22 protein-coding genes are annotated in these 23,997 nt (G+C 63.9%); 9 read left to right on the top strand and 13 right to left on the bottom strand.

What is annotated here, in order from left to right:
- Positions 1 to 146 precede the first annotated feature (146 nt).
- Together queF and ACIQUS_RS14030 are read right to left on the bottom strand one after the other, a co-directional pair.
- Complete coding sequence (gene queF, locus ACIQUS_RS14035) at positions 147 to 977, bottom strand: NADPH-dependent 7-cyano-7-deazaguanine reductase QueF (RefSeq protein ID WP_403047877.1); 831 nt, start codon at positions 975 to 977, stop codon at positions 147 to 149.
- A gap of 62 nt (positions 978 to 1,039) precedes the next feature.
- A complete protein-coding gene (locus ACIQUS_RS14030) occupies positions 1,040 to 1,537 on the bottom strand; it encodes a cupredoxin domain-containing protein (protein WP_403047875.1) in 498 nt (165 codons plus the stop codon).
- Between the two features lie 155 nt (positions 1,538 to 1,692).
- On the opposite strand from ACIQUS_RS14030, the gene ACIQUS_RS14025 reads away from it, so the two are divergent.
- Together ACIQUS_RS14025 and ACIQUS_RS14020 are read left to right on the top strand one after the other, a co-directional pair.
- The gene (locus ACIQUS_RS14025) at positions 1,693 to 2,373 is read left to right on the top strand and encodes a heavy metal response regulator transcription factor (protein ID WP_403047873.1); all 681 of its coding nucleotides are present in this window, start codon (positions 1,693 to 1,695) and stop codon (positions 2,371 to 2,373) included.
- Positions 2,370 to 3,728 (top strand): heavy metal sensor histidine kinase, encoded by a 1,359-nt coding sequence (locus ACIQUS_RS14020; RefSeq protein ID WP_403048046.1) that lies wholly within the window; start codon positions 2,370 to 2,372, stop codon positions 3,726 to 3,728. Before ACIQUS_RS14025 ends, ACIQUS_RS14020 begins: the two co-directional genes overlap by 4 nt.
- Before the next feature lie 105 nt (positions 3,729 to 3,833).
- Here ACIQUS_RS14020 and ACIQUS_RS14015 read toward each other — a convergent pair whose 3' ends face one another.
- From ACIQUS_RS14015 to ACIQUS_RS14005, 3 genes are all read right to left on the bottom strand, one after another.
- Positions 3,834 to 5,078, bottom strand: a complete 1,245-nt coding sequence (locus ACIQUS_RS14015) for a lipoprotein-releasing ABC transporter permease subunit (protein ID WP_403047872.1) — start codon at positions 5,076 to 5,078, stop codon at positions 3,834 to 3,836.
- A 72-nt stretch (positions 5,079 to 5,150) separates the two neighbouring features.
- Complete coding sequence (lolD, locus tag ACIQUS_RS14010) at positions 5,151 to 5,834, bottom strand: lipoprotein-releasing ABC transporter ATP-binding protein LolD (protein ID WP_285865640.1); 684 nt, start codon at positions 5,832 to 5,834, stop codon at positions 5,151 to 5,153.
- Between the two features lie 7 nt (positions 5,835 to 5,841).
- On the bottom strand, positions 5,842 to 7,092 hold the full coding sequence (locus ACIQUS_RS14005; RefSeq protein ID WP_403047871.1) for a lipoprotein-releasing ABC transporter permease subunit: 1,251 nt from the start codon (positions 7,090 to 7,092) through the stop codon (positions 5,842 to 5,844).
- A 94-nt stretch (positions 7,093 to 7,186) separates the two neighbouring features.
- Between ACIQUS_RS14005 and ACIQUS_RS14000 the strand changes: the two genes are divergently transcribed.
- Entirely contained in the window at positions 7,187 to 7,774 is a 588-nt protein-coding gene (locus tag ACIQUS_RS14000; protein WP_403047869.1) for a PilZ domain-containing protein, read from the top strand.
- Positions 7,775 to 7,801: 27 nt separating this feature from the next.
- On the top strand, positions 7,802 to 8,524 hold the full coding sequence (locus ACIQUS_RS13995; RefSeq protein WP_403047867.1) for a glycerophosphodiester phosphodiesterase: 723 nt from the start codon (positions 7,802 to 7,804) through the stop codon (positions 8,522 to 8,524).
- Positions 8,525 to 8,566: 42 nt separating this feature from the next.
- On the opposite strand, the gene sthA is transcribed toward ACIQUS_RS13995, so the two are convergent.
- The 3 genes from sthA to ACIQUS_RS13980 all read right to left on the bottom strand — a co-directional run bounded on the left by sthA (position 8,567) and on the right by ACIQUS_RS13980 (position 12,734).
- Entirely contained in the window at positions 8,567 to 9,961 is a 1,395-nt protein-coding gene (gene sthA / locus ACIQUS_RS13990) for a Si-specific NAD(P)(+) transhydrogenase (RefSeq protein WP_403047865.1), read from the bottom strand.
- Positions 9,962 to 10,196: 235 nt separating this feature from the next.
- On the bottom strand, positions 10,197 to 11,198 hold the full coding sequence (locus ACIQUS_RS13985; RefSeq protein ID WP_403047864.1) for an FAD:protein FMN transferase: 1,002 nt from the start codon (positions 11,196 to 11,198) through the stop codon (positions 10,197 to 10,199).
- 72 nt (positions 11,199 to 11,270) lie between these two features.
- Positions 11,271 to 12,734 carry a glyceraldehyde-3-phosphate dehydrogenase gene (locus ACIQUS_RS13980; RefSeq protein ID WP_403047863.1) on the bottom strand — a complete coding sequence of 488 codons (1,464 nt, stop codon included), beginning with the start codon at positions 12,732 to 12,734 and terminating at the stop codon, positions 11,271 to 11,273.
- Between the two features lie 169 nt (positions 12,735 to 12,903).
- Between ACIQUS_RS13980 and mfd the strand changes: the two genes are divergently transcribed.
- Genes mfd through ACIQUS_RS13965 form a run of 3 tightly spaced genes read left to right on the top strand, consistent with a single transcriptional unit; the run spans position 12,904 to position 19,209 of the window.
- A complete protein-coding gene (gene mfd, locus ACIQUS_RS13975; RefSeq protein WP_403047861.1) occupies positions 12,904 to 16,353 on the top strand; it encodes a transcription-repair coupling factor in 3,450 nt (1,149 codons plus the stop codon).
- 10 nt (positions 16,354 to 16,363) lie between these two features.
- Positions 16,364 to 16,882, top strand: coding sequence for a CsiV family protein (locus ACIQUS_RS13970; protein WP_403047859.1), 519 nt, complete (start codon positions 16,364 to 16,366; stop codon positions 16,880 to 16,882).
- 2 nt (positions 16,883 to 16,884) lie between these two features.
- Positions 16,885 to 19,209, top strand: a complete 2,325-nt coding sequence (locus ACIQUS_RS13965) for a DEAD/DEAH box helicase (RefSeq protein ID WP_403047857.1) — start codon at positions 16,885 to 16,887, stop codon at positions 19,207 to 19,209.
- Positions 19,210 to 19,281: 72 nt separating this feature from the next.
- Here ACIQUS_RS13965 and nagZ read toward each other — a convergent pair whose 3' ends face one another.
- Genes nagZ through ACIQUS_RS13950 form a run of 3 tightly spaced genes read right to left on the bottom strand, consistent with a single transcriptional unit; the run spans position 19,282 to position 21,586 of the window.
- Entirely contained in the window at positions 19,282 to 20,280 is a 999-nt protein-coding gene (gene nagZ, locus ACIQUS_RS13960; RefSeq protein WP_403048045.1) for a beta-N-acetylhexosaminidase, read from the bottom strand.
- Positions 20,281 to 20,302: 22 nt separating this feature from the next.
- The gene (locus ACIQUS_RS13955; RefSeq protein ID WP_403047855.1) at positions 20,303 to 20,827 is read right to left on the bottom strand and encodes a L,D-transpeptidase family protein; all 525 of its coding nucleotides are present in this window, start codon (positions 20,825 to 20,827) and stop codon (positions 20,303 to 20,305) included.
- 45 nt (positions 20,828 to 20,872) lie between these two features.
- On the bottom strand, positions 20,873 to 21,586 hold the full coding sequence (locus ACIQUS_RS13950) for a TetR family transcriptional regulator (RefSeq protein ID WP_403047854.1): 714 nt from the start codon (positions 21,584 to 21,586) through the stop codon (positions 20,873 to 20,875).
- Positions 21,587 to 21,818: 232 nt separating this feature from the next.
- Between ACIQUS_RS13950 and lexA the strand changes: the two genes are divergently transcribed.
- Both lexA and sulA read left to right on the top strand, forming a co-directional pair.
- Positions 21,819 to 22,427 (top strand): transcriptional repressor LexA, encoded by a 609-nt coding sequence (gene lexA, locus ACIQUS_RS13945; protein WP_403047853.1) that lies wholly within the window; start codon positions 21,819 to 21,821, stop codon positions 22,425 to 22,427.
- 10 nt (positions 22,428 to 22,437) lie between these two features.
- A complete protein-coding gene (gene sulA / locus ACIQUS_RS13940; protein ID WP_403047851.1) occupies positions 22,438 to 22,932 on the top strand; it encodes an SOS-induced cell division inhibitor SulA in 495 nt (164 codons plus the stop codon).
- Between the two features lie 65 nt (positions 22,933 to 22,997).
- Here sulA and ACIQUS_RS13935 read toward each other — a convergent pair whose 3' ends face one another.
- Together ACIQUS_RS13935 and ACIQUS_RS13930 are read right to left on the bottom strand one after the other, a co-directional pair.
- Positions 22,998 to 23,231 (bottom strand): hypothetical protein, encoded by a 234-nt coding sequence (locus tag ACIQUS_RS13935; RefSeq protein WP_285862511.1) that lies wholly within the window; start codon positions 23,229 to 23,231, stop codon positions 22,998 to 23,000.
- 50 nt (positions 23,232 to 23,281) lie between these two features.
- Positions 23,282 to 23,803, bottom strand: coding sequence for a DUF6586 family protein (locus tag ACIQUS_RS13930; RefSeq protein ID WP_403047848.1), 522 nt, complete (start codon positions 23,801 to 23,803; stop codon positions 23,282 to 23,284).
- Positions 23,804 to 23,997: the final 194 nt, after the last annotated feature.

The raw sequence follows: 23,997 nt of genomic DNA, 5'->3' as shown, positions 1-23,997 counted from the left end.
TCTGTAGCCGCTGCCGCCAGGCTGCGATCGGCCGCGAAGCGGCCGTAAAACCTGCCCAATCGCCCTGTCAGGCTCACCGAGGCGCCTGGATTGCGACTGCTTCGCAGTCGATCGCAGGCTTCGCCAACTCCCACAACGATGCTTCGTTACTGGCGAACCAGGCGCACGTTCTGCAAGGTCACGGTTTCGGTGCTGCGGTACGGGTTGATGTCCAGTCCGCCACGACGCACGTAGCGGGCATAGACCGTCAGGAACTCGGGGTTGAGCAGGCGCTTGAGATCCAGGTAGATACGCTCCACGCACTGCTCGTGGAAGTCGGCATGCTGGCGGAAGCTGATCAGGTAGGTCAGCAGGCTGGCATGATCCAGCGCCGCGCCGCGGTAGTGCACGGAAACGCTGCCCCAGTCCGGCTGGCCGGTAACCGGGCAGTTGGATTTGAGCAAATGGCTGTGCAGGGTTTCTTCGATGATGCGGCTGCTGTCGCAACGCAGCAACTCAGGCTGTGGTTGCTCGTAGTTGCTGATGCTCACGTCCAGGTCGTCGATGCACACGCCCGGCAGGGCCACCACACCCTGCCCCTCAACCTCGGCCAGGCTGCGGATCTGCACCGCCACCGGCTTGCCGGCAGCTGCCGACAGGTCTTTTTCCAGGCACGCCTGCACGGCAGCGGACGACTCGAACACGGTCTGGTTCAGGGAGTTCAGGTACAGCTTGAACGACTTGGATTCGATGATGTTTGGCGAGTCGCACGGGATGGCGAACTCACCGATGGCCACCACCGGCTTGCCCGATGGCAGCAGCCAGGACAGCTCGAAGCAGTTCCAGAAGTCCACCCCTTGCCACGGCAAGGTCTGAGCGCTGACGCCCAGCTCGGCCCATTTGGCCGCGCGCGGGATGGGGAACAGCAGCGATGGCGTGTAAGTGGCGATGTATTCGCTGGACTTGCCCAGCGGGGAGTGTTCGGCGGCGGGATGCATGGCTCAAACCTGAAGGACGAAATGCGCCTAGTTTATCGGGTTTGAGCCCTGCGTTGGACCTGTTATTGGCCGATTGTCAGCTTGCCGACCATGCCGGCCTGGTAATGGCCAGGGACGTTGCAGGCAAATTCGATGGGCGTGGACTGGCTGAAAGTCCAGGTCAGCTCGGCGCGCTTGCCCGGCTCGACCATCACGGTGTTGGGATCGTCGTGCTTCATGCTCGCGCCTCCATGCTGCATGCCGCCATGCCCCATGGCGGCATGATCCATCTGACCCTGCATGGCGATCATTTCCTTTTGATGCCTGGCGTGCATGACCGCATCGCCCAGGCTGAATTCATGGACCACCGCACCCTTGTTGATCAGCACGAAGCGAACGGTCTCGCCGGCCTTGACCTTCAGGCTGCGCGGCTCGTAGTACATGTCGCCCATGACGATTTCCACGGTGCGGTCGGCCTTGGCAGCGTCGGCAGGCTTTCCGAAGGCGAACGAATGCGCAGGAGACGCCAGCGAAGGCAGGCTGAACAGCGCCAGGGCGCCGGCGATAAAAGGGTGTTTCATGTCAGGCCCACTCCAGGGTTGCGACGATTCAGGCTTCACTGTAGAAAACCGGCGCTGGCAGCCACCTGACAAAAAGATTACAACTTTGTCAGCTTGGCCACCGAGCACGCCCGACACGGTATAACCCCAGGCATTCCCTGCCCAAGAGCCCTGCAATGAAACTGTTGATCGTCGAAGACCAGACCAAGACCGGCCACTACCTGTGCCAGGGCCTCAGTGAAGCAGGCTTTGCCACGGAACTGGCCGCCGACGGCAATACCGGCCAGCACCTGGCCCTGACCGGCGACTACGACCTGCTGATCCTCGATGTGATGCTGCCCGGCCGTGACGGTTGGCAGATTCTGCAGGCCGTGCGCGCCGCTGGCCTTGAGATTCCGGTGCTGTTCCTCACCGCCCGCGATGCCGTGGAGGACCGCGTACATGGCCTGGAACTGGGCGCCGACGACTACCTGGTCAAACCCTTTGCCTTTTCCGAGTTGCTGGCCCGGGTTCGCACGCTGTTGCGCCGCGGCAGCAGCCCGACCCAGGAAACCAGCCTGGGCCTGGGGGACCTGCGCCTGGACCTGATTCGGCGCCGGGTCGAACGCAGCGGTCAGCGCATCGACCTGACGGCCAAGGAGTTCGCCCTGCTTGAACTGCTGCTGCGCCGCCAGGGCGAGGTGCTGCCCAAGTCGCTGATCGCCTCGCAGGTCTGGGACATGAACTTCGACAGCGACACCAACGTCATCGAAGTGGCGATCCGCCGCTTGCGCCTGAAAATCGACGATGGCCATGAGAACAAACTGATCCACACCGTACGCGGCATGGGTTACGTGCTCGAAGAGCGCTCGGCCTGATGCGCCGGTTATCCCTGGGCAGCCGTCTGGCGCTGCTGTTCGCTGCCTGCACGGCGGCGGTGTCCCTGACCGCGGGCGTGCTGTTCAGCCGCGCCAGCGAGAGCCATTTCATCGAACTGGACCAGCAACTGCTGGGCAGCCGCCTGTCAATGCTTCGCCAGATGCTCGATGGCGTACACGACCCGGCCAGCCTCGCCCCGCGCCTGCAGGCACTGCAAACCGAACTGAGCCACCAGGCAGACCTGGCCCTGCGTATCCGCGGCAGCGATGGCCGGATCTGGTTCGACAGCCATGCCGGCCTGCCGGAGTCGCCGCAGGTGCCGGGCCTGAGCACCCTGCACAGCACCAGCAGCGATTATCGCAGCCTGTGCGTCAACCTCGACGATAGCGATCCGCAGTCCGCGCAGTTGACCTTGTTCCTCGATATCACCCACCACCAGCACTTTCTGCAGCGCATGCAGCAGTTGATCTGGCTGACCGTCGGCCTCTCGGCCCTGGCTACCGCCCTGCTCGGCGCCTGGGCCGCGCGCAGCGGTTTGCGCCCCTTGCGGCAGATGGGCGAAGTAGCCTCGCAGGTGTCGGCCCGCTCACTGACCACGCGCCTGCCCGAAGGACAGATGCCGGTGGAACTGGCGGAGCTGGCGCAAACCGTCAACGCCATGCTGGAGCGTCTGGACGATGCCTTCCAGCGCCTGTCGGCCTTCTCCGCCGACATCGCCCATGAACTGCGCACGCCACTGTCGAACCTGCTGACCCACACCCAGGTCACCCTCACCCGCCCGCGTGACCTGGATGAATACCGAGAAGCCCTGCACAGCAACCTCGAAGAACTGCAGTGGATGGCGCAACTGGTCAACGACATGCTCTACCTGGCCAAGGCCGACCACGGCCTGTTGATGCCCAGCCGCCAGCACCTGATGCTTGAGGACGAGGCCGATGCCTTGCTCGAATACTACGGACCGCTGGCCGAGGAAGCCGGGGTGCTGCTGCGGCGCAAGGGCCAGGCCAGCCTGGACGGCGACCGCAATATGCTGCGCCGGGCCTTGTCCAACCTGCTGGACAATGCGCTGCGCTTTACCCCGGTCGGTGGTGAGATCCAGGTGAGCATTGAAACGCCTGATGGACGGGTGCGGCTGCAGGTCGCCAACAGCGGCGCGCCGATCGATGCGGCGTTGCTGCCGAAACTGTTCGACCGCTTCTACCGGGCCGACCCGGCGCGGCGCGAAGGCAGCAGTGAACATGCGGGGTTGGGGCTGGCGATCACCCGCTCGATCGTGCAGGCCCATGGGGGCAGCATTACGGCTGAATCGTCCGGGGGCTGGACGCGGTTTGTGATCGACTTGCCCAGGGTGTAGACCCTATCGCCGGCGTTGCCGGCTCCCACAGCATGGATGGGTTGTGAAATACCCTGTGGGAGCCGGCAACGCCGGCGATCGACCGCAACGCGGTCGCAACAGCCATCACTCGTAACGCAAGGCGTACGCTGGCTCCACCTGCGAAGCCCGCCACGCAGGGTACAGGGTGGCCAGGAAACTCATCACAAGGCCAGCACTGCAAATCAGTGCCACATCGCCCCACTGCAGCTCCGACGGCAGGCTACTGATGAAGTACACGTCGGACGTGAAGATGTGCTGCCCGCTGACCCGCTCCAGCCAGCCGACGATCTGGCTGACATTGAGCGCGGCAATCACCCCGAGCACGCCACCGATCAAAGTGCCGACGATACCGATCAGCGTGCCCTGGACCATGAAGGTGCCCATGATCTGCGCCGGGGTCGCGCCGATGGTACGCAGGATGGCGATGTCCGCGCCCTTGTCGTTGACCACCATGATCAGCGTGGCAATGATGTTGAACGCCGCCACAGCGATGATCATCAGCAGCAACAGGCCGATCATGGTCTTTTCCATTTTCATGGCACTGAACAGGCTGCCCTGGGTGTGCGACCAGTCATCGGCGCGATACTCGGCACCGAGGCTGCCAGCAATGGCCTTGGACACTTGCGGCGCTTCGTACAGGTCCTTGAGCTTGAGGCGCACGCCCTGCACCTGGTTCGGCTGCCAGCGCTGCATCTGCGCGGCGTCGGCCATGTGGATGTAGGCCATGGAGCCATCCAGCTCGGCACCGACCTTGAACACCCCGACCACATTCAGGCGCTGCATGCGCGGGGTGATGCCGCCCGGAGCACTGCTGACTTCCGGCACGATCAGGGTCAGCTTGTCGCCTACATTCAGGCGAAAGCGCCGGGCAGTGATCTCACCGATCACCACACCGTATTCGCCCGGCTCCAGCCCCTGCAGGCTGCCCTGGACAATGTGCTGGCCAACGATGGAAACCTTGCCCTCCTGGGCCGGATCGATACCACTGACCTGGATCGGCTGCATGGCCCCCTTGTACGACAGCATGCCCTCCATTTCGGTCAAGGGCGCTGCGGCGATCACCCGCGGGTTCTTCAGCGCGGCATCGGCCACCGGCTGCCAGGCATCCAGCGGCTGCACGCCGAGAATGCTGGCGTGGGGCACCATGCCGAGAATCCGCGCGCTCATTTCGCGCTGGAAGCCGTTCATCACCGACAACACCACGATCATCGCCAGCACACCCAGGGACAGGCCGATCATCGAGGTCATGGAGATGAACGAGATGAAATGGTTGCGGCGCTTGGCGCGGGTGTAGCGCGCGCCGATGAAAATAGACAAGGGTCTGAACATGAACGGAAGCACCCAGGTAAAAAAAAGGAACACGGTGCCCGGCAGAGCCTGCGGGCACGCTGCACGGCCAGGTCAGATCGGTACCAGGTGCCCGTCTTCCAGGCGCAGCACGCGGTCCATCTGCCGCGCCAGGTTGAGGTCATGGGTCACCACCAGGAAGGCGGTCTGCGAAGAGCTGCTCAGCTCACGCATCAGGTCCTGGATGCCCTGGGCGGTGTGGTGGTCGAGGTTGCCGGTAGGCTCGTCGAGCATCACCAACCCCGGGCGATTGACCAGGGCCCGGGCGATGGCCACGCGCTGGCGCTCGCCACCGGACAGCTCGGCCGGCTTGTGGGTGAGGCGATGGCCCAGGCCCACACGCTTGAGCAAGGCTTCGGCACGCTCGCGTGCTTCCGGGATCGCGGTGCGGCCGATCAACAGCGGCATGCACACGTTCTCCAGGGCGGTGAACTCCGGCAACAGGTGGTGGAACTGGTAGACGAAACCCAGGGCGCGGTTGCGCAGCAGGCCACGGGCACGCTCGCCGAGGGCCGAAAGCTCTTCGCCGGCCAGCCAGACGCTGCCCTGGCTCGGTGTGTCGAGGCCGCCCAAGAGGTTGAGCAAGGTACTCTTGCCCGACCCCGAACTACCGACGATCGCCACCCGCTCACCGGCGTGCAGCTCCAGCTGCAGGCCGGACAACACCTGCACCGACTCCGGGCCTTCCTCGTAGGACTTGCCCAGGTTGCGGCAACTCAGCACTGCTTTATCACTCATGCCCAACTCACTCATAACGTAGCGCCTCCGCAGGCTGGGTGCGTGCCGCACGCCAGGCCGGATACAGGGTGGCGAGGAAACTCAGGACCAATGCCGCACCGCAGACCATCCACACGTCCTCGGCCATGATCCGCGACGGCAGGTAGTCGATGAAGTAGACGTCGGCATTGAGGAACTTGTGGCCGATCAGGGTTTCGAGGCCGGCGATCGCGGCGCTGACGTTGAGCGCGGCGAGGATGCCGACGACCGCGCCGATCAGGGTACCGACCACGCCGATCACCGTGCCCTGGACCATGAAAATGGCCATGATCTGCCCCGGGGTCGAGCCCAAGGTACGCAGGATGGCGATATCGCCCTTCTTGTCGTTGACCACCATCACCAGGGTGGAAATGATGTTGAACGCCGCCACCGCCACGATCAGCAACAGCAGCAGGCCGATCATGGCCTTCTCCATGCGGATCGCCTGGTACAGGTTGCCGTGGGTGCGGGTCCAGTCGCGGGCATAGAACTCCTGGTCACCCAGCTTCTGGGCAATGTCCCAGGCGGTACGCGGGGCCTGGAACAGGTCGTCGAACTTCAGGCGCAGGCCCTGGACCTGGTCGGCTTTCCAACGGTGCAGGCGCGACAGGTCCGACAGGTTGGTCAGGCCCAGGTAGCCGTCGATCTCGCCGGCGCCCACGTGGAAGATGCCGACCACGGTGAAGCGCTTCATGCGCGGGAACATCCCGGCCGGGGTCACGGTGACCTCGGGGGCGACGAAGGTCAGCTTGTCGCCGATGCCGACGCCCAGCTTGGTCGCCGCCTTGTCGCCGATCATGATGCCGAACTCGCCCGGGGCCAGGTCGTCGAGCTTACCTTCACGAATGAAGTTGTCGATGATCGACACCTGCCGCTCCTGGGCCGGGTCGACGCCATTGAGCAGCACCTTCTGCACCTTGCCCTCATGGGTCAGCAAGCCTTGCATCTGTGTGAACGGCGCCACCGCCACAACCCGCGGGTTCTGCTTTACTTGAGTGGCAAGGGCCGGCCAGTCGTTGATCGGCTGGCCGGTTTCGAGGGTGGCATGGGGCACCATGCCCAATACCCGGGTACGCATTTCATGATCGAAACCGTTCATGACCGACAGCACCACGATCATCACCACCACGCCCAGGGCGAGGCCGATCATCGAAGTCAGGGAAATGAACGAGACGAAATGGTTGCGACGCTTGGCACGGGTGTAACGCGTACCGATGAATACGAAGAGAGGTCTGAACATGTCGGGGCTTGTTCGGATGAAAGAGGAACGTCCTTGTGGCGGGGCTTGAATAGCAGCTTTACACTCAGACCACCGCCGCTACCATGGGTTCGCCATGTCGACATTAGATGAAGAAGATCGCCGCGAATACTACCGTATCGACGATAGGATCGCACTGGAAATTAGCCCGCTGAGCGCAGCCGAAGCCCTTGGCTCAGACTTGTTGCAAGATGATTCCCCACTTTTCAATCTGCTCAGTGAACTGCACCTGAGCGAGTTCGAATCCCAGCACCTGCTGCGCCAGCTCAGCGACAAGGATCGCGTGCTGGCCACCTTTCTCAAGGCCCAGAACAAACGCATCGACCTGCTCAGCGCCGTGGTCGCCCAGACCCTGCTCGGCCAGCTCAGCGCGCCGCAGCCGGTGGTGCTGTCCGAAGGGGGGATCGAGTTCCACCAGCAGCAGCCGCTTGCCGCTGGCAGCCGGGTGGCGGTGAAGATGGTGCTGATGCCCCAGGCCCTGGGCCTGCTGCTGCGCGCCCGGGTGACCCATTGCGACCACCAGGCCGACGGCCAGCATGCCATCGGCACCGAGTTCGTCGACATGACCGATGCCCAGCGCCAGTTGCTGGCCCGCTACATCCTGCAACGACAGGCACAACAACGACGCCAGGCGCTGGATCAGAACACTGCCAACGCTTCCTAGCTTCACTCTTTTCTTGAAGGAACAAACGTGACCCAGATTTACGGCCACCGTGGCGCCAAGGGCGAAGCCCCCGAGAACACCCTGACCAGCTTCCAGCAGTGCCTCAAGCACGGCGTGCGGCGCTGCGAACTGGACCTGCACCTGTCGGCAGACAACGAGCTGATGGTCATTCACGATCCGAGCCTCAAGCGCACCACCGGCCGGCGCGGCAAAGTGGTCGAGCAAAGCGCTGCGGACCTTGTGACCTTCGATGCGCGCAAGGGCGGCCCGGGCTGGGTATCGCCCTGCCCCATCCCACGCCTGGAAACCCTGTTCCAGCAGTGTGACTTCGAGCACTGGCAACTGGAGGTCAAGAGCGCGTCGCGCACCCGCGCTGCCACCACCGTGCTGGCGATTCGCGAGCTGGCCCAGCAATATGGCCTGCTCGACCGGATCACCATCACCTCCAGCTCACGTGAAGTGCTGGGTGCAGCCCTTGAGCTGACACCGGATATCGCGCGGGGACTGGTAGCCGAATACGCCTGGCTCGACCCGCTGAAGGTCGCCCAGAACTATGACTGCAACTTGCTGGCATTGAACTGGACACTGTGCACCCCCGAGCGCCTGATCAAGGCCCAGCGCCAGGGATTGCACGTGTCGGTGTGGACGGTCAACGAGCCGGCGCTGATGCGCAGGCTCGCCGACTTCGGCGTAGACAGCCTGATTACAGACTTTCCCGGTTTGGCCAGCGCCACCCTCGAGAATCACTGAAATCGGTCTCCCCGGCCGGCTCAGGCCACCGGCCGGAGCCGCTCAAAAAAGCCGGTTGAGGCCGTCGTAGGCGGCTACCCGATAGGCTTCGGCCATGGTCGGGTAGTTGAAGGTGGTGTTGACGAAATACTTCAGGGTATTGCGCTCACCCGGCTGATCCATGATCGCCTGGCCGATGTGGACGATCTCCGAGGCCTGGTAGCCGAAGCAGTGCACGCCGAGGATTTCCAGGGTCTCGCGGTGGAACAGGATCTTCAGCATGCCTTGCGGCTCGCCGGCGATCTGCGCACGCGCCATGCCCTTGAAGAAGGCCTTGCCAACTTCGTAAGGCACCTTGGCCTGCGTCAGCTCCTGCTCGTTCTTGCCGATCGAGCTGATCTCCGGAATGGTGTAGATACCGGTCGGCACATCGTTGACGAAGCGCCAGCTGCCATTGTCGACGATGCTGCCAGCGGCCGAACGGCCCTGGTCATGGGCGGCACTGGCCAGGCTCGGCCAGCCGATCACATCACCGGCGCCGTAGATGTTCTGCACGTGGGTACGGTAGTTCTCGTCGACCTCGATCTGGCCACGGCTGTTGACCTTGATGCCGATGTTTTCCAGGCCCAGCTTGTCGGTGTTGCCGGTACGACCGTTGCACCAGAGCAAGGCGTCGGCCTTGATCTTCTTGCCGGACTTGAGGTGCAGGACCACACCGTTGTCCAGGCCTTCGACGCGGTCGTACTCTTCGTTGTGGCGAACCGTGATGTTGTTGTTGCTGAAGTGGTAGCTCAACGCCTGGGAAATTTCCGAGTCAAGGAAGCTCAGCAACTGACTGCGGTTGTCCACCAGCTCGACCAGCACGCCCAGGCCGCTGAAGATCGAAGCGTATTCGCAACCGATGACCCCGGCGCCGTAGACGATCAACTTGCGCGGGGTGTGGCCGAGGCTGAGGATGGTGTCGCTATCGTAGATCCGCGGGTGGTGGAAATCGATATCGGCCGGGCGATACGGGCGCGAACCGGTGGCGATGATGATGTGCTTGGCCACCAGCTTCTCGACCACGCCGTTGGCGCAGACCACTTCGACGGTCTGCTCGTCGGCGAAGCTACCGGTGCCGAAGAACACGTCGACACGGTTGCGGGCGTAGTAGCCGGTGCGCGAGGCGACCTGCTTGGAGATCACTTTCTCGGCGCTCTTGAGCACGTCGGGGAACGAGAACCAGCGCGGTTCACCAATGGCCCGGAACATCGGGTTGGTGTTGAACTGCATGATCTGGCGGACCGAGTGACGCAGGGCCTTGGACGGGATGGTGCCCAGGTGGGTGCAGTTGCCGCCGACCTGGCGACGGCTGTCGACCATTGCCACCTTGCGTCCTGCTTTGGCAGCATTCATTGCCGCCCCTTCTCCTGCGGGGCCGGAACCCAGCACCACTACGTCGTAGTTGTAGACAGCCATGCGTACTCCTTCAGAACAGGCCCGGTCGCCACGTTGGCGAGCGGGGCTAGATCATGTCGCCAGCGGCGCCATGAAAAAATTCGGGTGCAGTCTAATCAAGCTTGAACGCCGCGCACATTAACCCTTGGTCGCGTCGTAGGCTATTTTTCTCTGCACTACATGTGATTCGCGGTGTTTTCATCGCGGGGCAAGCCCGCTCCCACAGGTAGGAGCGGGCTTGCCCCGCGATAGATTTTCAATGCCCTGGCGCTACCTGCTCGAACGCCGGCGTGCTCCGGGAAACGAAACCATCGGCGACCCGGGTCACGAAGACTGCGGCAATGCCGTGCCTGAGGGCAAAATCCCAACCCGCCTGCGGCCCGAGGATCAGCAGCACGGTGGAATAGCCGTCAGCCATCAGCGTCGAACGATCGAACACGGTCACCGCCGCCAGGTCATGCCGTACGGGCGCACCGAGGCGGGCATCGAAGGTGTGCGAATAGCGCCGGCCATTCTCCTCGAAATAGTGGCGATAGTCACCGGAGGTCGACACACCGAAACCCTCCAGCGGCACGATCTGACGGGCAATCTGCCGATCTTCACGGGGCAATTCGAGGGCAACTTTCCAGGCCCTGCCATCGGCCTTGCTTCCGACCGCCTTGAGCTCACCGGTGACCTCGACCAGTAAATCCGTGACTCCCAGGGCCTTTAGCCGCTCCACCAGCAGGTCGACGGCAAAGCCCGCGGCGAGACTGTTGAAGTCCAGTTCCACCGGCGCATCCTTGCACAGCTGCTCGCCTACTATGAGCAAATGCCCATGCCCGACGCGCTGACGCACACTGTCCAGCGCCTTGGCATCCGGTACTTTTTCCGCTCGCGACTGCGGACCGAATCCCCACAGATCGAGCAAAGGCTCCACCGTCAGATCGAAAGCGCCCGCACTTTGCTGCGACAGTTGCTCCCCCACCCGCACCAGTTCCAGCACCTCGGCAGGCATGGCCTGGCAGCTGTTGGCCGGCAGGCGGTTGAACGTCGCGACCAGCGAATCGCCACGGTAGGTCGAAAAACGCTGGTCGATCATCGCCAGCACCTGCTCCACCGTTTGCTGGACCACCTGCGGCGCGGGCCCGCTGGCCGTGCGTACGTACTGCACGGTGTAGCTGCTGCCCATGGTCGGCCCGCTGATGCGCTCCAGCGCATCACCCGGTTTGCAGGCTGCCAGCACCAGCAGCAGCCCGATCAACACCCCTCTGCGCATTCATCCTCCTGGAACTCAGGCGAAAAAAAACGGGAACCCCAAGGTTCCCGTTCTTCTGACACGCAGTAAAGCTTAGCGTGGGAAAGCTGGCGGGTTGACGCCGGCCATGTCTTCCATCACGCGCACTACCTGGCAGCTGTAACCGAATTCGTTGTCGTACCAGACGTACAGGACAACGCGGTTATCGTTGCAGATGGTGGCTTCGGCATCGACCACACCGGCGTGGCGAGAGCCAACGAAGTCGGTGGATACCACTTCCTGGGAGCTGACGTAGTCGATCTGCTTGTGCAGGTCCGAGTGCATGGCCATCTGGCGCAGGTACTCGTTGATTTCTTCGCGGCTGGTGGCCTTTTCCAGGTTCAGGTTCAGGATGGCCATCGACACGTTCGGCGTAGGAACACGAATCGCGTTGCCGGTCAGCTTGCCCTTGAGCACTGGCAGCGCCTTGGCGGCTGCGGTGGCAGCACCGGTTTCGGTGATGACCATGTTCAGCGGCGCGGCGCGGCCACGACGGCTGCCCTTGTGGAAGTTGTCGATCAGGTTCTGGTCGTTGGTGAACGAGTGAACGGTTTCGACGTGGCCGTTGACGATGCCGTACTTGTCATTGACAGCCTTGAGCACCGGCACGATGGCGTTGGTGGTGCAGGAGGCAGCCGAGATGATCTTGTCGTCAGCGGTGATGTCGCCATGGTTGATGCCGTGGACGATGTTCTTCAGCGCGCCCTTGCCAGGTGCGGTGAGGATCACGCGGGCAGCGCCCGGGCAGGCCAGGTGCTGGCCCAGGCCATCGGCGTCACGCCATACACCGGTGTTGTCCACGACCAGGGCGTTTTCGATGCCGTACTGGGTGTAGTCGACTTCGCTCGGGTTCTTGGCGTAGATAACCTGGATCAGGTTGCCGTTGGCGGTGATGGTGTTGTTGGCTTCGTCGATGGTGATGGTGCCATCGAACGGACCGTGCACCGAGTCACGACGCAGCAGGCTGGCACGCTTGACCAGATCGTTCTCGGCGCCTTTGCGCACGACGATGGCGCGCAGGCGCAGGCCGTCGCCACCACCGGTCTTCTCGATCAGGATGCGCGCCAGCAGGCGGCCGATGCGACCGAAACCGTACAGGACAACGTCGGTGCCTTTGCGCGCCGAGGCGTTCTGCTGGCCAACCACGTCAGCCATTTCCTCACGCACGAACTGCTCGGCGCTGCGGCCGTTGCCTTCTTGCTTGAACTTGTTGGCCAGCTTGCCCAGATCGACTGAAGCTGCGCCCAGTTTCAGCTCGCTCATGGCCTTGAGCAGCGGGAATGTCTCGTGGACAGAGAGTTCGGTTTCGTCGGTTTGGCGATGACGGGCAAAGCGGTGCGCTTTGAGGATCGAGATCACCGAGCGGTTGATCAGGCTGCGGCCATAGATCGAGCTCACCACATTGTTATTGCGGTAGAGCTGACCGATAAGCGGGATCATCGCTTCTGCAAGTGCTTCACGATCAATCCACTCACCAAGACACTGGTCGGGCTTCTGAGTCACGGGAACCTTCCACATGTAGGGACAGAAAAAAGGGGCTACATTATGACGCCCCGCGGCCCATCGAGCAATGAGCGCCTGTCGCCGATGCTGCACTACAGGCTTTTAGCCCGCGCGAACCTGACAGCACGGGCCTCTGAACGGTACAATTGGCGTCTTTGTCGCAACGCTTGGAGCTCGACCTCCCGTGCCTGTTCTGCGTCTACCGCACCTGTCGGCCACTGCCGGCAAACAAACCTGGGGCAACCTGCCGGGCGCCGCCCTGAGCCTGGCCATCGCCGAAGCCGCCAGCGCCGCCGGGCGCTTCACCCTGCTGCTGACCGCCGACAGCCAGAGCGCTGACCGGCTGGAGCAGGAGCTGCGCTTTTTCGCACCCGAACTGCCGGTGCTGCCCTTCCCCGACTGGGAAACCCTGCCCTACGATCTGTTCTCGCCGCACCAGGACATTATCTCACAGCGCATTTCCAGCCTGTACCGGCTGCCGGAGCTCGATCACGGCATTCTGGTGGTGCCGATCACCACCGCCCTGCATCGCCTGGCGCCTACCCGCTTCCTGCTGGGCAGCAGCCTGGTGCTGGACATCGGCCAGAAACTCGACGTCGAGCAGATGCGCCTGCGCCTGGAAGCAAGCGGCTACCGCTGCGTCGACACCGTCTACGAACACGGCGAGTTCGCCGTGCGCGGCGCACTGATCGACCTGTTCCCCATGGGCAGCAAGCTGCCCTACCGGATCGACCTGTTCGACGACGAAATCGAGACCCTGCGCACCTTCGATCCGGAAACCCAGCGCTCGATCGACAAGGTCGAATCGGTGCGCCTGCTGCCGGCCCGCGAGTTCCCGCTGCAGAAGGACGCCGTGACCCAGTTCAAGGCACGCTTTCGCGAACGCTTCGACGTCGATTTCCGTCGCAGCCCGATCTTCCAGGACCTGTCCAGCGGCATTACCCCGGCCGGTATCGAGTATTACCTGCCGCTGTTCTTCGACGACACCTCGAGCCTGTTCGACTACCTGCCCCAGGACACCCAGGTGTTTTCCCTGCCGGGCGTCGAGCAGGCCGCAGAGCATTTCTGGAGCGATGTGCGCAATCGCTATGAGGAGCGCCGCATCGATCCGACACGACCGCTGCTGCCGCCGGCCGAACTGTTCCTGCCGGTGGAGGACTGCTTCGCCCGACTCAAGAGCTGGCCACGGGTAGTGGTCAGCCAGGATGACGTGGACAGCGGTGCCGGACGCGAGCGCTTCCCGGCCCGCACCCTGCCCAACCTCGCCATCGAGGCCAAGGCCAATCAGCCGCTGGCGGCACTGTCGGGTTTTCTCGAGCAGTTCCCCGGCCGCGTGCTGTTCACCGCCGAATCGGCAGGCCGGCGCGAAGTCCTGCTCGAGCTGCTCGAACGCCTGAAGCTGCGTCCGCAGACGGTCGACAGCTGGAGCGCCTTCGTCGCCGGCAAGGAGCGCCTGGCAATCACCATCGCGCCGCTGGACGAAGGCCTGGTGCTGGACGATCCGGCCATCGCCCTGGTCGCCGAAAGCCCCCTGTTCGGCCAGCGGGTCATGCAGCGCCGGCGCCGGGAAAAACGCAGCGACGGTAACAACGATGCCGTGATCAAGAACCTCACCGAGCTGCGCGAAGGCGCGCCGGTGGTGCACATCGACCATGGTGTGGGCCGCTACCTGGGCCTGGCGACCCTGGAAATCGACAGCCAGGCCGCCGAGTTCCTCACCCTGGAATACGCCGAGGGCGCCAAGCTCTACGTGCCGGTGGCCAACCTGCACCTGATCGCCCGCTACACCGGCAGCGACGACGCCCTGGCACCGCTGCACCGGCTGGGCTCCGAAGCCTGGCAGAAAGCCAAGCGCAAGGCCGCCGAACAGGTCCGCGACGTGGCCGCCGAACTGCTGGACATCTATGCCCGCCGTGCCGCGCGCAAAGGCTATGCCTTCGCCGACCCGTCAGTCGACTACGCCACCTTCAGCGCCGGCTTCCCGTTCGAGGAAACCCCCGACCAGCAGTCCGCCATCGAGGCGGTGCGCGAGGACATGCTGGCAGCCAAGCCGATGGACCGCCTGGTGTGCGGCGACGTCGGTTTCGGCAAGACCGAAGTGGCCATGCGCGCAGCTTTCATTGCCGTGCACGGCGGCCGCCAGGTAGCCATCCTGGTGCCCACCACCCTGCTCGCCCAGCAGCACTACAACAGCTTCCGCGACCGCTTCGCCGACTGGCCGGTGACCGTGGAAGTGATGAGCCGCTTCAAGTCGCCCAAGGAAGTCGCCACAGCAGTCGCGGAACTGGCCGAAGGCAAGATCGACATCGTCATCGGCACCCACAAGCTGCTGCAGGACGACGTCAAGCTCAAGGACCTGGGCCTGGTGATCATCGACGAAGAACACCGTTTCGGCGTGCGCCAGAAGGAACAGCTCAAGGCCCTGCGCAGCGAGGTGGACATCCTCACCCTGACCGCCACGCCGATTCCGCGCACCCTGAACATGGCCGTGGCCGGCATGCGCGACCTGTCGATCATCGCCACGCCACCCGCGCGCCGGCTGTCGGTGCGCACCTTCGTCATGGAGCAGAACAAGAGCACCGTCAAGGAAGCCCTGCTGCGCGAGCTGCTGCGCGGCGGCCAGGTCTACTACCTGCACAACGACGTGAAGAGCATCGAGAAATGCGCCGCCGACCTCGCCGAACTGGTGCCCGAAGCCCGTATCGGCATCGGCCACGGGCAGATGCGTGAACGCGAACTCGAACAGGTGATGAGCGACTTCTACCACAAGCGCTTCAACGTGCTGATCGCCTCGACCATCATCGAGACCGGCATTGACGTGCCCAGCGCCAACACCATCATCATCGAGCGCGCCGACAAGTTCGGCCTGGCCCAGCTGCACCAGCTGCGCGGTCGGGTCGGGCGCAGCCACCACCAGGCCTATGCCTACCTGCTCACGCCACCGCGCCAGCAGATCAGCGCCGATGCCGAAAAGCGCCTGGAAGCCATTGCCAACACCCAGGACCTGGGCGCCGGCTTCGTCCTGGCCACCAACGACCTGGAAATCCGTGGTGCCGGCGAACTGCTCGGCGAAGGCCAGAGCGGCCAGATCCAGGCGGTCGGCTTCACCCTGTACATGGAAATGCTCGAGCGCGCGGTCAAGGCCATCCGCAAGGGCACCCAGCCCAACCTCGACCAGCCGCTGGGCGGCGGCCCGGAAATCAACCTGCGCCTGCCAGCACTGATTCCCGAAGACTACCTGCCGGATGTGCATGCGCGCCTGATCCTGTACAAACGCATCGCCTCGGCCGTGGACGAAGACGGCCTCAAGGACCTGCAGGTGGAGATGATCGACCGCTTCGGCCTGCTGCCCGAGCCGACCAAGAACCTGGTGCGCCTGACCCTGCTCAAGCTGCAGGCGGAAAAGCTCGGGATCAAGAAAGTCGATGCCGGCCCCAACGGCGGCAAGCTCGAATTCGAGGCCCAGACGCCGGTCGACCCGCTGGTGCTGATCAAGCTGATCCAGGGCCAGCCCAAGCGCTACAAGTTCGAAGGCGCCACCCAGTTCAAGTTCATGGTGCCGATGGAGCGCCCGGAAGAACGTTTCAACAACCTCGAGGCGCTGTTCGAGCGCCTGACCCCACAATCTGCGTGAAGGAAGACCCATGCGTGCCATTCGCTGCCTGACCCTGCTGCTGGCCCTGTTCGCCCCGGCAGCCTTCGCTGAAGGCGTTTATCAGGTCGAAATGATCCTGGTACGGCAGAACGCCGTGCCGGCCACTACCAGCCAGTTCGCCCCCGAAGACTGGCGCAACTCGGGCCAATCCCCGGCCGAAGGCGACATGCGCCAGCCCCTACTGAACGACGAAGCTGCAAAACTTGCGGCCGACCCGAGCAAGTACACCGTGCTGCTGCACAAGGCCTGGCAACAGGATGCCGGCACCGTCGCCATCAGCGACGGCAAGGAACACTTCGGTCACTACCCAATCGAGGGTCACCTGAACGTCACGGAGGAGCGCTTTATCGCCGTCAACACCCGATTCTGGATCAACCAGTTCGACAGCAACGGCAGCGTGATCCAGAGTGAAGAGTTCAAACAGAGCAACAACACGGTGAAAAATGGAGAACTGACCTTCCTTGACGGCGGCCACCTGGCCCTGCTGCTCAAGGTCAGCAAGCCCTGAAAATGCCCGAGCACCTGGTAGACAACCTCCAGCCACAACCGCGCTTGTGGCTGGGCAGCATCGAATTCAGCGCCTTCGAGCCACGCAACGGGCGCATGCAGCGGCACATCCAGCACCGTGCCGCCCTGGCCTTCGGCTATGCCGGCGAATACGTCAGCGGCAGCCGCACCAGTACGGTCATCAAGCACGACGCCGACCAGACCCTGCGCATCCAGCGCCAGCCCGCTGCCGAACGCAGCCTGCGCGACACCTTGCTGGGACTGGGTTTCAAGATCGCCACCCGGCAAAGCAAGGCGCTGCCAGAAAGCGCCGGCGACCCCTTCGAACTGCCCAATGACAGCGCCTGGCTGCGCTTTGTCCTGAGCGAACTGCCGGCCCTGCGCGAGCAAGGTTGGCAGATCGAGTTCGCCGATGACTTCGCCTTCGACCTGACCCCGGTGGACGACTGGTACGCCCAGGTCCAAGAGGCGCCGGAGCGCGACTGGTTCGACCTGGAACTGGGTATCGTGATCGATGGCGAGCGCCTGAGCCTGCTGCCGATCCTGCTTAACCTGCTGCGCACCCATCCGGAACTGCTCAACAGCAACCAGCTGAACAGACGGCGCGACGACGAACAGTTGCTGGTGAGCATTCCCGGCCACGCCGGCGGCCGGCGCCCCCTGCAGATCGCCCTGCCCTACAGCCGGCTCAAGCCGGTACTGGCCACCCTGGGTGACTTTTACCTGCGCGAGCCGGGCGAATCCAGCTTGCGCCTGGCCACCCCCGACGCCACACGCCTCAACGCCTTGCAGGACATCCCCCTGAACTGGCAAGGCGGCGAACGGGTACGCAACCTGGCCGAACGCCTGCGCGATATCCGCCTTTCGCCGGTGCAGGTACCTGAGGGCCTGAACGCCACACTGCGTGCCTATCAGCTCGAAGGCCTGAGCTGGATGCAGGCCCTGCGCGAACTGGAAGTAGGCGGCATCCTTGCCGACGACATGGGCCTGGGCAAGACCCTGCAGACCCTGGCGCACCTGCTGACGGAAAAGAACGCCGGGCGCCTGACCTGCCCGGCCATGGTGGTGATGCCCACCAGCCTGATCCCCAACTGGCAGGACGAAGCGGCCCGCTTCGCCCCCAGCCTGCGGGTGCTTGCCCTGCAAGGCATCGGCCGGCGCAAGCACTTCGGCACTCTGTCGGACTACGACCTGCTGCTGACCACCTACGCCCTGCTGCCCAAGGACCTGGCGCACTTCAAGGGTGTGAAGCTGCATGTCCTGATCCTTGACGAGGCCCAGTACATCAAGAGCCCGGGCAGCAAGGCCGCCCAGGCCGCACGCCAGCTCGAAGCGCGCCAGCGCCTGTGCCTGAGCGGCACGCCGCTGGAGAACCACCTGGGCGAACTGTGGTCGCTGTTCCACTTCCTGCTGCCCGGCTGGCTGGGCGATGCCAAGGCCTTCAACCGCGATTACCGGGTGCCGATCGAGCGCCAGGGCAACGATGAGCGCCTGCAGCACCTCAATGCACGGATCAAGCCCTTTCTGCTGCGCCGCACCAAGGAGCAGGTGGCGACAGAACTGCCGGCCAAGACCGAAATGATCCACTGGGTCGAGCTCAGCGACGCGCAACGCGATGTCTATGAAACCATGCGCCTGGCCATGGACCAGAAGGTGCGCAGCGAGATCGACCGCAAGGGCGTGGCGCGCAGCCAGATCATCATCCTCGAAGCCTTGCTGAAACTGCGCCAGGTCTGCTGCGACCTGCGTCTGGTCAACAGCGACGCCTTGACGGCGCGCGGCGCCCATTCGGGCAAGCTCGCAAGCCTGATGGAAATGCTCGAAGAACTGCTCGCCGAAGGCCGCCGCGTGCTGCTGTTCTCACAGTTCACCAGCATGCTGCGACTGATCGAGGCCGAGCTTACGCAACGGGGCATCGCCTACGCCCTGCTGACCGGCGAAACCCGTGATCGCCGGGCGCCGGTACGCGACTTCCAGGACGGTCGGCTGCAGATCTTCCTGATCAGCCTCAAGGCCGGTGGCGTGGGCCTGAACCTGACTGCCGCCGACACCGTGATCCACTATGATCCCTGGTGGAACCCGGCGGCGGAAAACCAGGCCACCGACCGTGCCTACCGCATCGGCCAGGAGAAGCCGGTGTTCGTCTACAAGCTGATCACCCGGGGCACGGTGGAAGAGAAGATCCAGCAGTTGCAGCAGGAGAAGTCGGCACTGGCGGCCGGCGTGCTGGATGGACGACAGGCCGGGGACTGGCGCCTGGCAGCCGAGGATATCGATGCACTGTTTGCACCGCTGCCCGGCAAGCGAAAGGCATCGAAAACCGGTTGAATTCATCGCGGGGCAAGCCCGCTCCTACAGCACCCTCTGCAGGAGCGGGCTTGCCCCGCGAAAACCTGCAACTCAATCGACCAGTTGGGCTTCCTTCAGCGCCCCCAACGCCTCCAGCCAGCGCGGCTGCTGACGATAATCGGTACGCGCAAAGCCCTGCCCGCGCATCTGCGCGATACGCGGCGACGGTTTGACCTTCAGGCGCTGGGCCGCACTCAAGGCCAGCTCGGCTGCCGCCCGGTCATTGCACACCAGGCCCATGTCGCAACCGGCCGTCAATGCGGCCTCGATGCGACTGGCGGCATCACCCACCACATGGGCACCGGCCATGGACAGGTCGTCGCTGAAAATCACCCCGTCAAAGCCCAACTCGCCGCGCAGGATGTCCTGCAACCAACGTCGCGAGAAGCCAGCCGGCTGGTTGTCGACCTGCGGGTAGATGACATGGGCCGGCATGACCGCCGCCAATTGCCCGCTCAGGCGCGCGAAAGGCACCAGGTCGACGGCGCGGATCTGCTCCAGACTGCGCTCGTCGGTGGGAATGGCGACGTGGGAGTCGGCCTCGGCCCAGCCATGGCCGGGAAAGTGCTTGCCACAGGCCGCCATGCCGGCCGCGTTCATGCCGCGGATAAAGGCACCGGCCAGGGCCGTGGCGCGCTGCGGATCACCCTCGAAGGCGCGACTGCCGACCACGGCGCTGCGCTGGTGATCCAGGTCCAGTACCGGGGCGAAACTCAGGTCCAGGCCGACTGCCAGCACTTCGGTCGCCATCAACCAGCCGCACTGCTCGGCCAGGTACTCGGCGTTGTCGTTGTCGGCAATCGCGCGCATGGCCGGCAGGCGTACGAAGCCCTGGCGCAGGCGCTGGACCCGGCCACCTTCCTGGTCGACGGCCAGGATCAGGTCGGGGCGAATGGCGCGGATCGAGGCCGTCAGCTCGCGCACCTGGCGCGGACAGTCGATGTTGCGGGCGAAGATGATCAGGCCGGCCACTTCGGGCTGGCGCAGGAGCTGGCGATCTTCGGCGGTCAGCCAGGTACCGGCGATATCCACCATCAGGGAGCCTTGCAGGCTGGCACTCATAAATAATCCTTCAGTAGAGGGGCGCGTCAGCCCATTGGGGGCACGCGGCTTCGTCGATCCGCACCGGGCAATGCAGCGGCACCTGGTCGAACAGGTGCAGCAGGTCGGCATTGCGCAGGCGCACACAGCCATGGGACAACGCTACGCCCATAGGTTCGCTGTCGGGTGTGCCGTGCAGGTAAATGTAGCGGCGGAAGGTGTCGACCGGTCCCAGGCGGTTGAAGCCTGGCTCGCAGCCGCTGAGCCAGAGGATACGGGTAAGGATCCAGTCGCGGCCGGGAAACTGCGCATGCAGCGCCGGCGTCCAGGTCTCGCCGGTCCAGCGCCGACCGCGCAATACCGCACCTTGTGGCAGGCCGGCGCCGATCTTCGCCCGCACCTGGTGCTGGCCACGGGGCGTGCAGCCCGAACCATTGCGCTCGCCGGCGCCGTTCAATGCCGTGGACACCGGCAGGCGCAGGCACAACCGCCCTTGGGCAAACCCGTAGAGGCATTGATCGGCAAGGGAAATGTGCAGTAGATCGAGACTGGGCATGGGCGCTAGCTTAGCCGATGCGGCTCGCGGCGCCCAGCCATGACATCAGGCCTTGGCAGTGACCGTATGGTTTGCCGACTTGCTGCGCGGACGCAGTTGCGCGGTGGCCATGGCCTCGTCGGTGACGCCGCTGTCGGCGCGCATGCCGGCGGCAAGGAACGGCACCATCAGGCGCATGACCTGCTCGATCGAGGTGTTGACGCCGAAATCGGTCTCGGCGATGGCGCGCAGGGCCTTGATCCCTGACATGCTGAACGCGGCGGCACCGAGCATGAAGTGCACGCGCCAGAACAGCTCAATCGGCGGGATACGCGGCGCGGCCTCGTTGACCAGCAGCATGTAGCGGCGGAACACCTTGCCGTACATGTCTTCCAGGTAGCGGCGCAGGTGGCCCTGGCTCTGGCTGAAGGCCAGGCCAAGCAGACGCATGAAGATGGAGAGGTCATTGCCGCTGCGTGGCTGCACCACCAGTGCCTGCTCGACCAGCATCTCCAGCAGCTCTTCAAGGCTGGGCTTGTGCTCGGGACGGGCCTGGCGCCGCTCCAGCTCGCGCTCGAGACTGGTGCAGAAGGGGCCGAGGAAACGCGAGAAGACCGCCTGGATCAGCGCCTTCTTCGAACCGAAATGGTAGTTCACCGCCGCCAGGTTGACGCCGGCCTTGCTGGTGATCAGCCGTAATGAGGTTTCGGCAAAACCTTTTTCCGCGAACAACTGCTCGGCAGCATCGAGAATGCGTTCAACGGTTTCCGACTGGGCCATGACTACTCCGCCTGACAAACACTTGTTTGAAACATACGTTTCAAAGCACTGATTTGTCAAGTCCACACAGCCGTTTTGCGGCCACCCGGTCACCTATTAAATCACAGCTGCAGGCCACGCGCTGCAAGCCGCAAGCACTGCTCGCCCGGCTTTTTCTTCAAGCGTGCCGCTTGCAGCGCACCACTTACTGTATATAATTACAGTCACTGTATAAAAAGACAGAGCGATCGACATGCTAAAACTGACGCCACGCCAAGCTGAGATTCTGGCTTTTATCAAGCGCTGCCTTGAAGACAACGGCTTCCCGCCCACCCGTGCGGAAATCGCCCAGGAGCTGGGCTTCAAGTCGCCCAACGCCGCCGAGGAACACCTCAAGGCCCTGGCCCGCAAGGGTGCGATCGAGATGACCCCCGGCGCCTCCCGCGGTATCCGCATCCCTGGCGTCGAAGCCAAGACCGAAGACAGCGGCCTGCCGATCATCGGCCGCGTCGCTGCGGGTGCACCGATCCTCGCCCAGCAGCACATCGAGGAATCCTGCAACATCAACCCGGCCTTCTTCCATCCCCGAGCCGACTACCTGCTGCGAGTTCACGGCATGAGCATGAAGGACGTCGGTATCGTCGATGGCGACCTGCTCGCCGTGCACACCTGCCGCGAGGCCCGCAATGGCCAGATCGTGGTCGCCCGCCTGGGTGACGAGGTCACGGTCAAGCGCTTCAAGCGCGAAGGCAGCAAGGTCTGGCTGATTGCTGAAAACCCCGAGTTCGCCCCGATCGAAGTCGACCTGAAAGAGCAGGAACTGGTGATCGAAGGCTTGAGTGTCGGCGTCATTCGCCGATAAAGGAGGCGTCATGCAGTTCCCCCCTGCGTCACAGAAAGCACCACAGCCAGCGCAATTGCCCCTGTTCGAGGCGTTCCTGGCCCAGCCGGTCCTGCCCGGACTGAAAGCCACCAAGCCAGCACCACACCCTGGTGCGGCGCAGGTTTTCAGCGAGCTGTCCTTTCGTGGCGCACTCGGTAGCTGCCAGAGCCTGCTCGCGCCCATGCTGCGTGAACTGAGCGAGCTGAGCGAAGAGCAGGACGCCCGCTGGTTGACCCTGATCGCCCCGCCCGCCAGCCTCACCCACGCCTGGCTGCGCGATGCCGGCCTGAACCGCGAACGCATCCTGCTGTTGCAACCGCGTGGCAACCAGAGCGCCCTGCAACTGGCCTGCGACGCCCTGCGCCTGGGTCGCAGCCACACCGTGGTCAGCTGGTTGAGCACAGTCAGCAGCAGCGCCCGCCAACAACTGAGCAATGCCGCTCGCGCCGGAGACGCACAAAGCCTGAACATCCGCCTCGGCTGATATTCAGGGGTGCTTGAAACAGGGTTCGCCAGGCTTCCTCAGGACGAGGAAGCCGCGCCGGACGATCAATGCAGGACGCGCGGCCCTTCGTCCCGCTCGATATCGCCTTCCACCAGTTTGCCGGCCATCTGCACGCCAACGCTGAGCATGGCCTTGGCCACTTCGACGTGTTGGCCTTGCAGGAACGCCTTCGCGTCCTCGGAGAAATCCAGGGTTACCAAGGAGCCTTCGTCCTCGGCACGGCGCAGCTCGATCCGGCCATCAGGCAACTCGACAATTTCTAGAAAGGACGTTGGCATAAGGGGCAGTTCTCCACGAAAGGTCGCCATTGTACCAGCGACCGCTTCGATCAGCACTCACTCAAGCCCTCGCGAAAACGAACGGTCAGGCCCTTGAGGTTCTGCCGCCAGCTCTCCAGCTCTTCCCGTGAAAGCGGCATCGCTTCGGGCTCGTCCAGGCTCACGGCCTGAATCAGCGGCTGGGTGACATCGGTTTTCGCTGGTTTTTTCGCGACCGGCGGTCGGAACAAATCGGCATAAGCTGCTAGCAGTTGCGCCAGCCAGGTCTCACGCTGTTCGGCCAACTCGACCAGCTCGGCCATTTCCGGAATGGCCACGGCCTCCAGCACTTCACGGGTCAGCAGCAGTTCGGCACGCGGGGCGCCGGCCTGGGGCAAACGGTAGAAACCGGCAATTTCGTGGCAGAGTCCGAGCAGCGCGCCGTACAGGTGAAACAACGCCGATTCGCGCTCGGCCTGGATCAGCGCCTGGGCATTCATGGCCCGGCTTTCCTGCGCCTTGCCCATCGCTTCGAGGGCAAGCCCGGCAAAGTAAATTTTCTGATTGGTGCGGGTGTAGAGTTCCTGGGCCATCTGGGTGCCCTCCGAAAGGCTGCAAGGCGGCCTATCAATTTACACTAGTGCGCGTCTGAAAAGCATCGCGGGGCAAGTCGGGACGCCGCACCGCCGCTCATGCAGATATAGGAGCGGCCGGGGGGGGGGGCCGCGTGTGCCCCCGGGGTGGTTTAAAAACACCGGACGCGGGTGTTTAGGCACGGTGAGGCGGT

This window comes from Pseudomonas sp. NPDC090755, from assembly GCF_044769005.1.
Lineage (GTDB): Bacteria > Pseudomonadota > Gammaproteobacteria > Pseudomonadales > Pseudomonadaceae > Aquipseudomonas.
The sequence above is the reverse complement of the archived record's forward strand: the minus strand, read 5'-3'. Positions and strand labels throughout refer to the sequence as shown.

What these genes read in the sequence shown, in the direction of transcription:
- sthA (WP_403047865.1), bottom strand. Translation starts at nt 9,961, where the DNA reads ATGGCTGTCTACAACTACGACGTAGTGGTGCTGGGTTCCGGCCCCGCA.
- lexA (WP_403047853.1), top strand. Translation starts at nt 21,819, where the DNA reads ATGCTAAAACTGACGCCACGCCAAGCTGAGATTCTGGCTTTTATCAAG.
- ACIQUS_RS13930 (WP_403047848.1), bottom strand. Translation starts at nt 23,803, where the DNA reads ATGGCCCAGGAACTCTACACCCGCACCAATCAGAAAATTTACTTTGCC.
- queF (WP_403047877.1), bottom strand. Translation starts at nt 977, where the DNA reads ATGCATCCCGCCGCCGAACACTCCCCGCTGGGCAAGTCCAGCGAATAC.
- ACIQUS_RS14005 (WP_403047871.1), bottom strand. Translation starts at nt 7,092, where the DNA reads ATGTTCAGACCTCTCTTCGTATTCATCGGTACGCGTTACACCCGTGCC.
- ACIQUS_RS13955 (WP_403047855.1), bottom strand. Translation starts at nt 20,827, where the DNA reads ATGCCCAGTCTCGATCTACTGCACATTTCCCTTGCCGATCAATGCCTC.
- ACIQUS_RS14000 (WP_403047869.1), top strand. Translation starts at nt 7,187, where the DNA reads ATGTCGACATTAGATGAAGAAGATCGCCGCGAATACTACCGTATCGAC.
- sulA (WP_403047851.1), top strand. Translation starts at nt 22,438, where the DNA reads ATGCAGTTCCCCCCTGCGTCACAGAAAGCACCACAGCCAGCGCAATTG.
- ACIQUS_RS13935 (WP_285862511.1), bottom strand. Translation starts at nt 23,231, where the DNA reads ATGCCAACGTCCTTTCTAGAAATTGTCGAGTTGCCTGATGGCCGGATC.
- ACIQUS_RS14030 (WP_403047875.1), bottom strand. Translation starts at nt 1,537, where the DNA reads ATGAAACACCCTTTTATCGCCGGCGCCCTGGCGCTGTTCAGCCTGCCT.
- ACIQUS_RS13985 (WP_403047864.1), bottom strand. Translation starts at nt 11,198, where the DNA reads ATGCGCAGAGGGGTGTTGATCGGGCTGCTGCTGGTGCTGGCAGCCTGC.
- ACIQUS_RS13980 (WP_403047863.1), bottom strand. Translation starts at nt 12,734, where the DNA reads ATGTGGAAGGTTCCCGTGACTCAGAAGCCCGACCAGTGTCTTGGTGAG.
- ACIQUS_RS13950 (WP_403047854.1), bottom strand. Translation starts at nt 21,586, where the DNA reads ATGGCCCAGTCGGAAACCGTTGAACGCATTCTCGATGCTGCCGAGCAG.
- ACIQUS_RS13965 (WP_403047857.1), top strand. Translation starts at nt 16,885, where the DNA reads ATGCCCGAGCACCTGGTAGACAACCTCCAGCCACAACCGCGCTTGTGG.
- lolD (WP_285865640.1), bottom strand. Translation starts at nt 5,834, where the DNA reads ATGAGTGATAAAGCAGTGCTGAGTTGCCGCAACCTGGGCAAGTCCTAC.
- ACIQUS_RS14025 (WP_403047873.1), top strand. Translation starts at nt 1,693, where the DNA reads ATGAAACTGTTGATCGTCGAAGACCAGACCAAGACCGGCCACTACCTG.
- ACIQUS_RS14015 (WP_403047872.1), bottom strand. Translation starts at nt 5,078, where the DNA reads ATGTTCAGACCCTTGTCTATTTTCATCGGCGCGCGCTACACCCGCGCC.
- ACIQUS_RS13970 (WP_403047859.1), top strand. Translation starts at nt 16,364, where the DNA reads ATGCGTGCCATTCGCTGCCTGACCCTGCTGCTGGCCCTGTTCGCCCCG.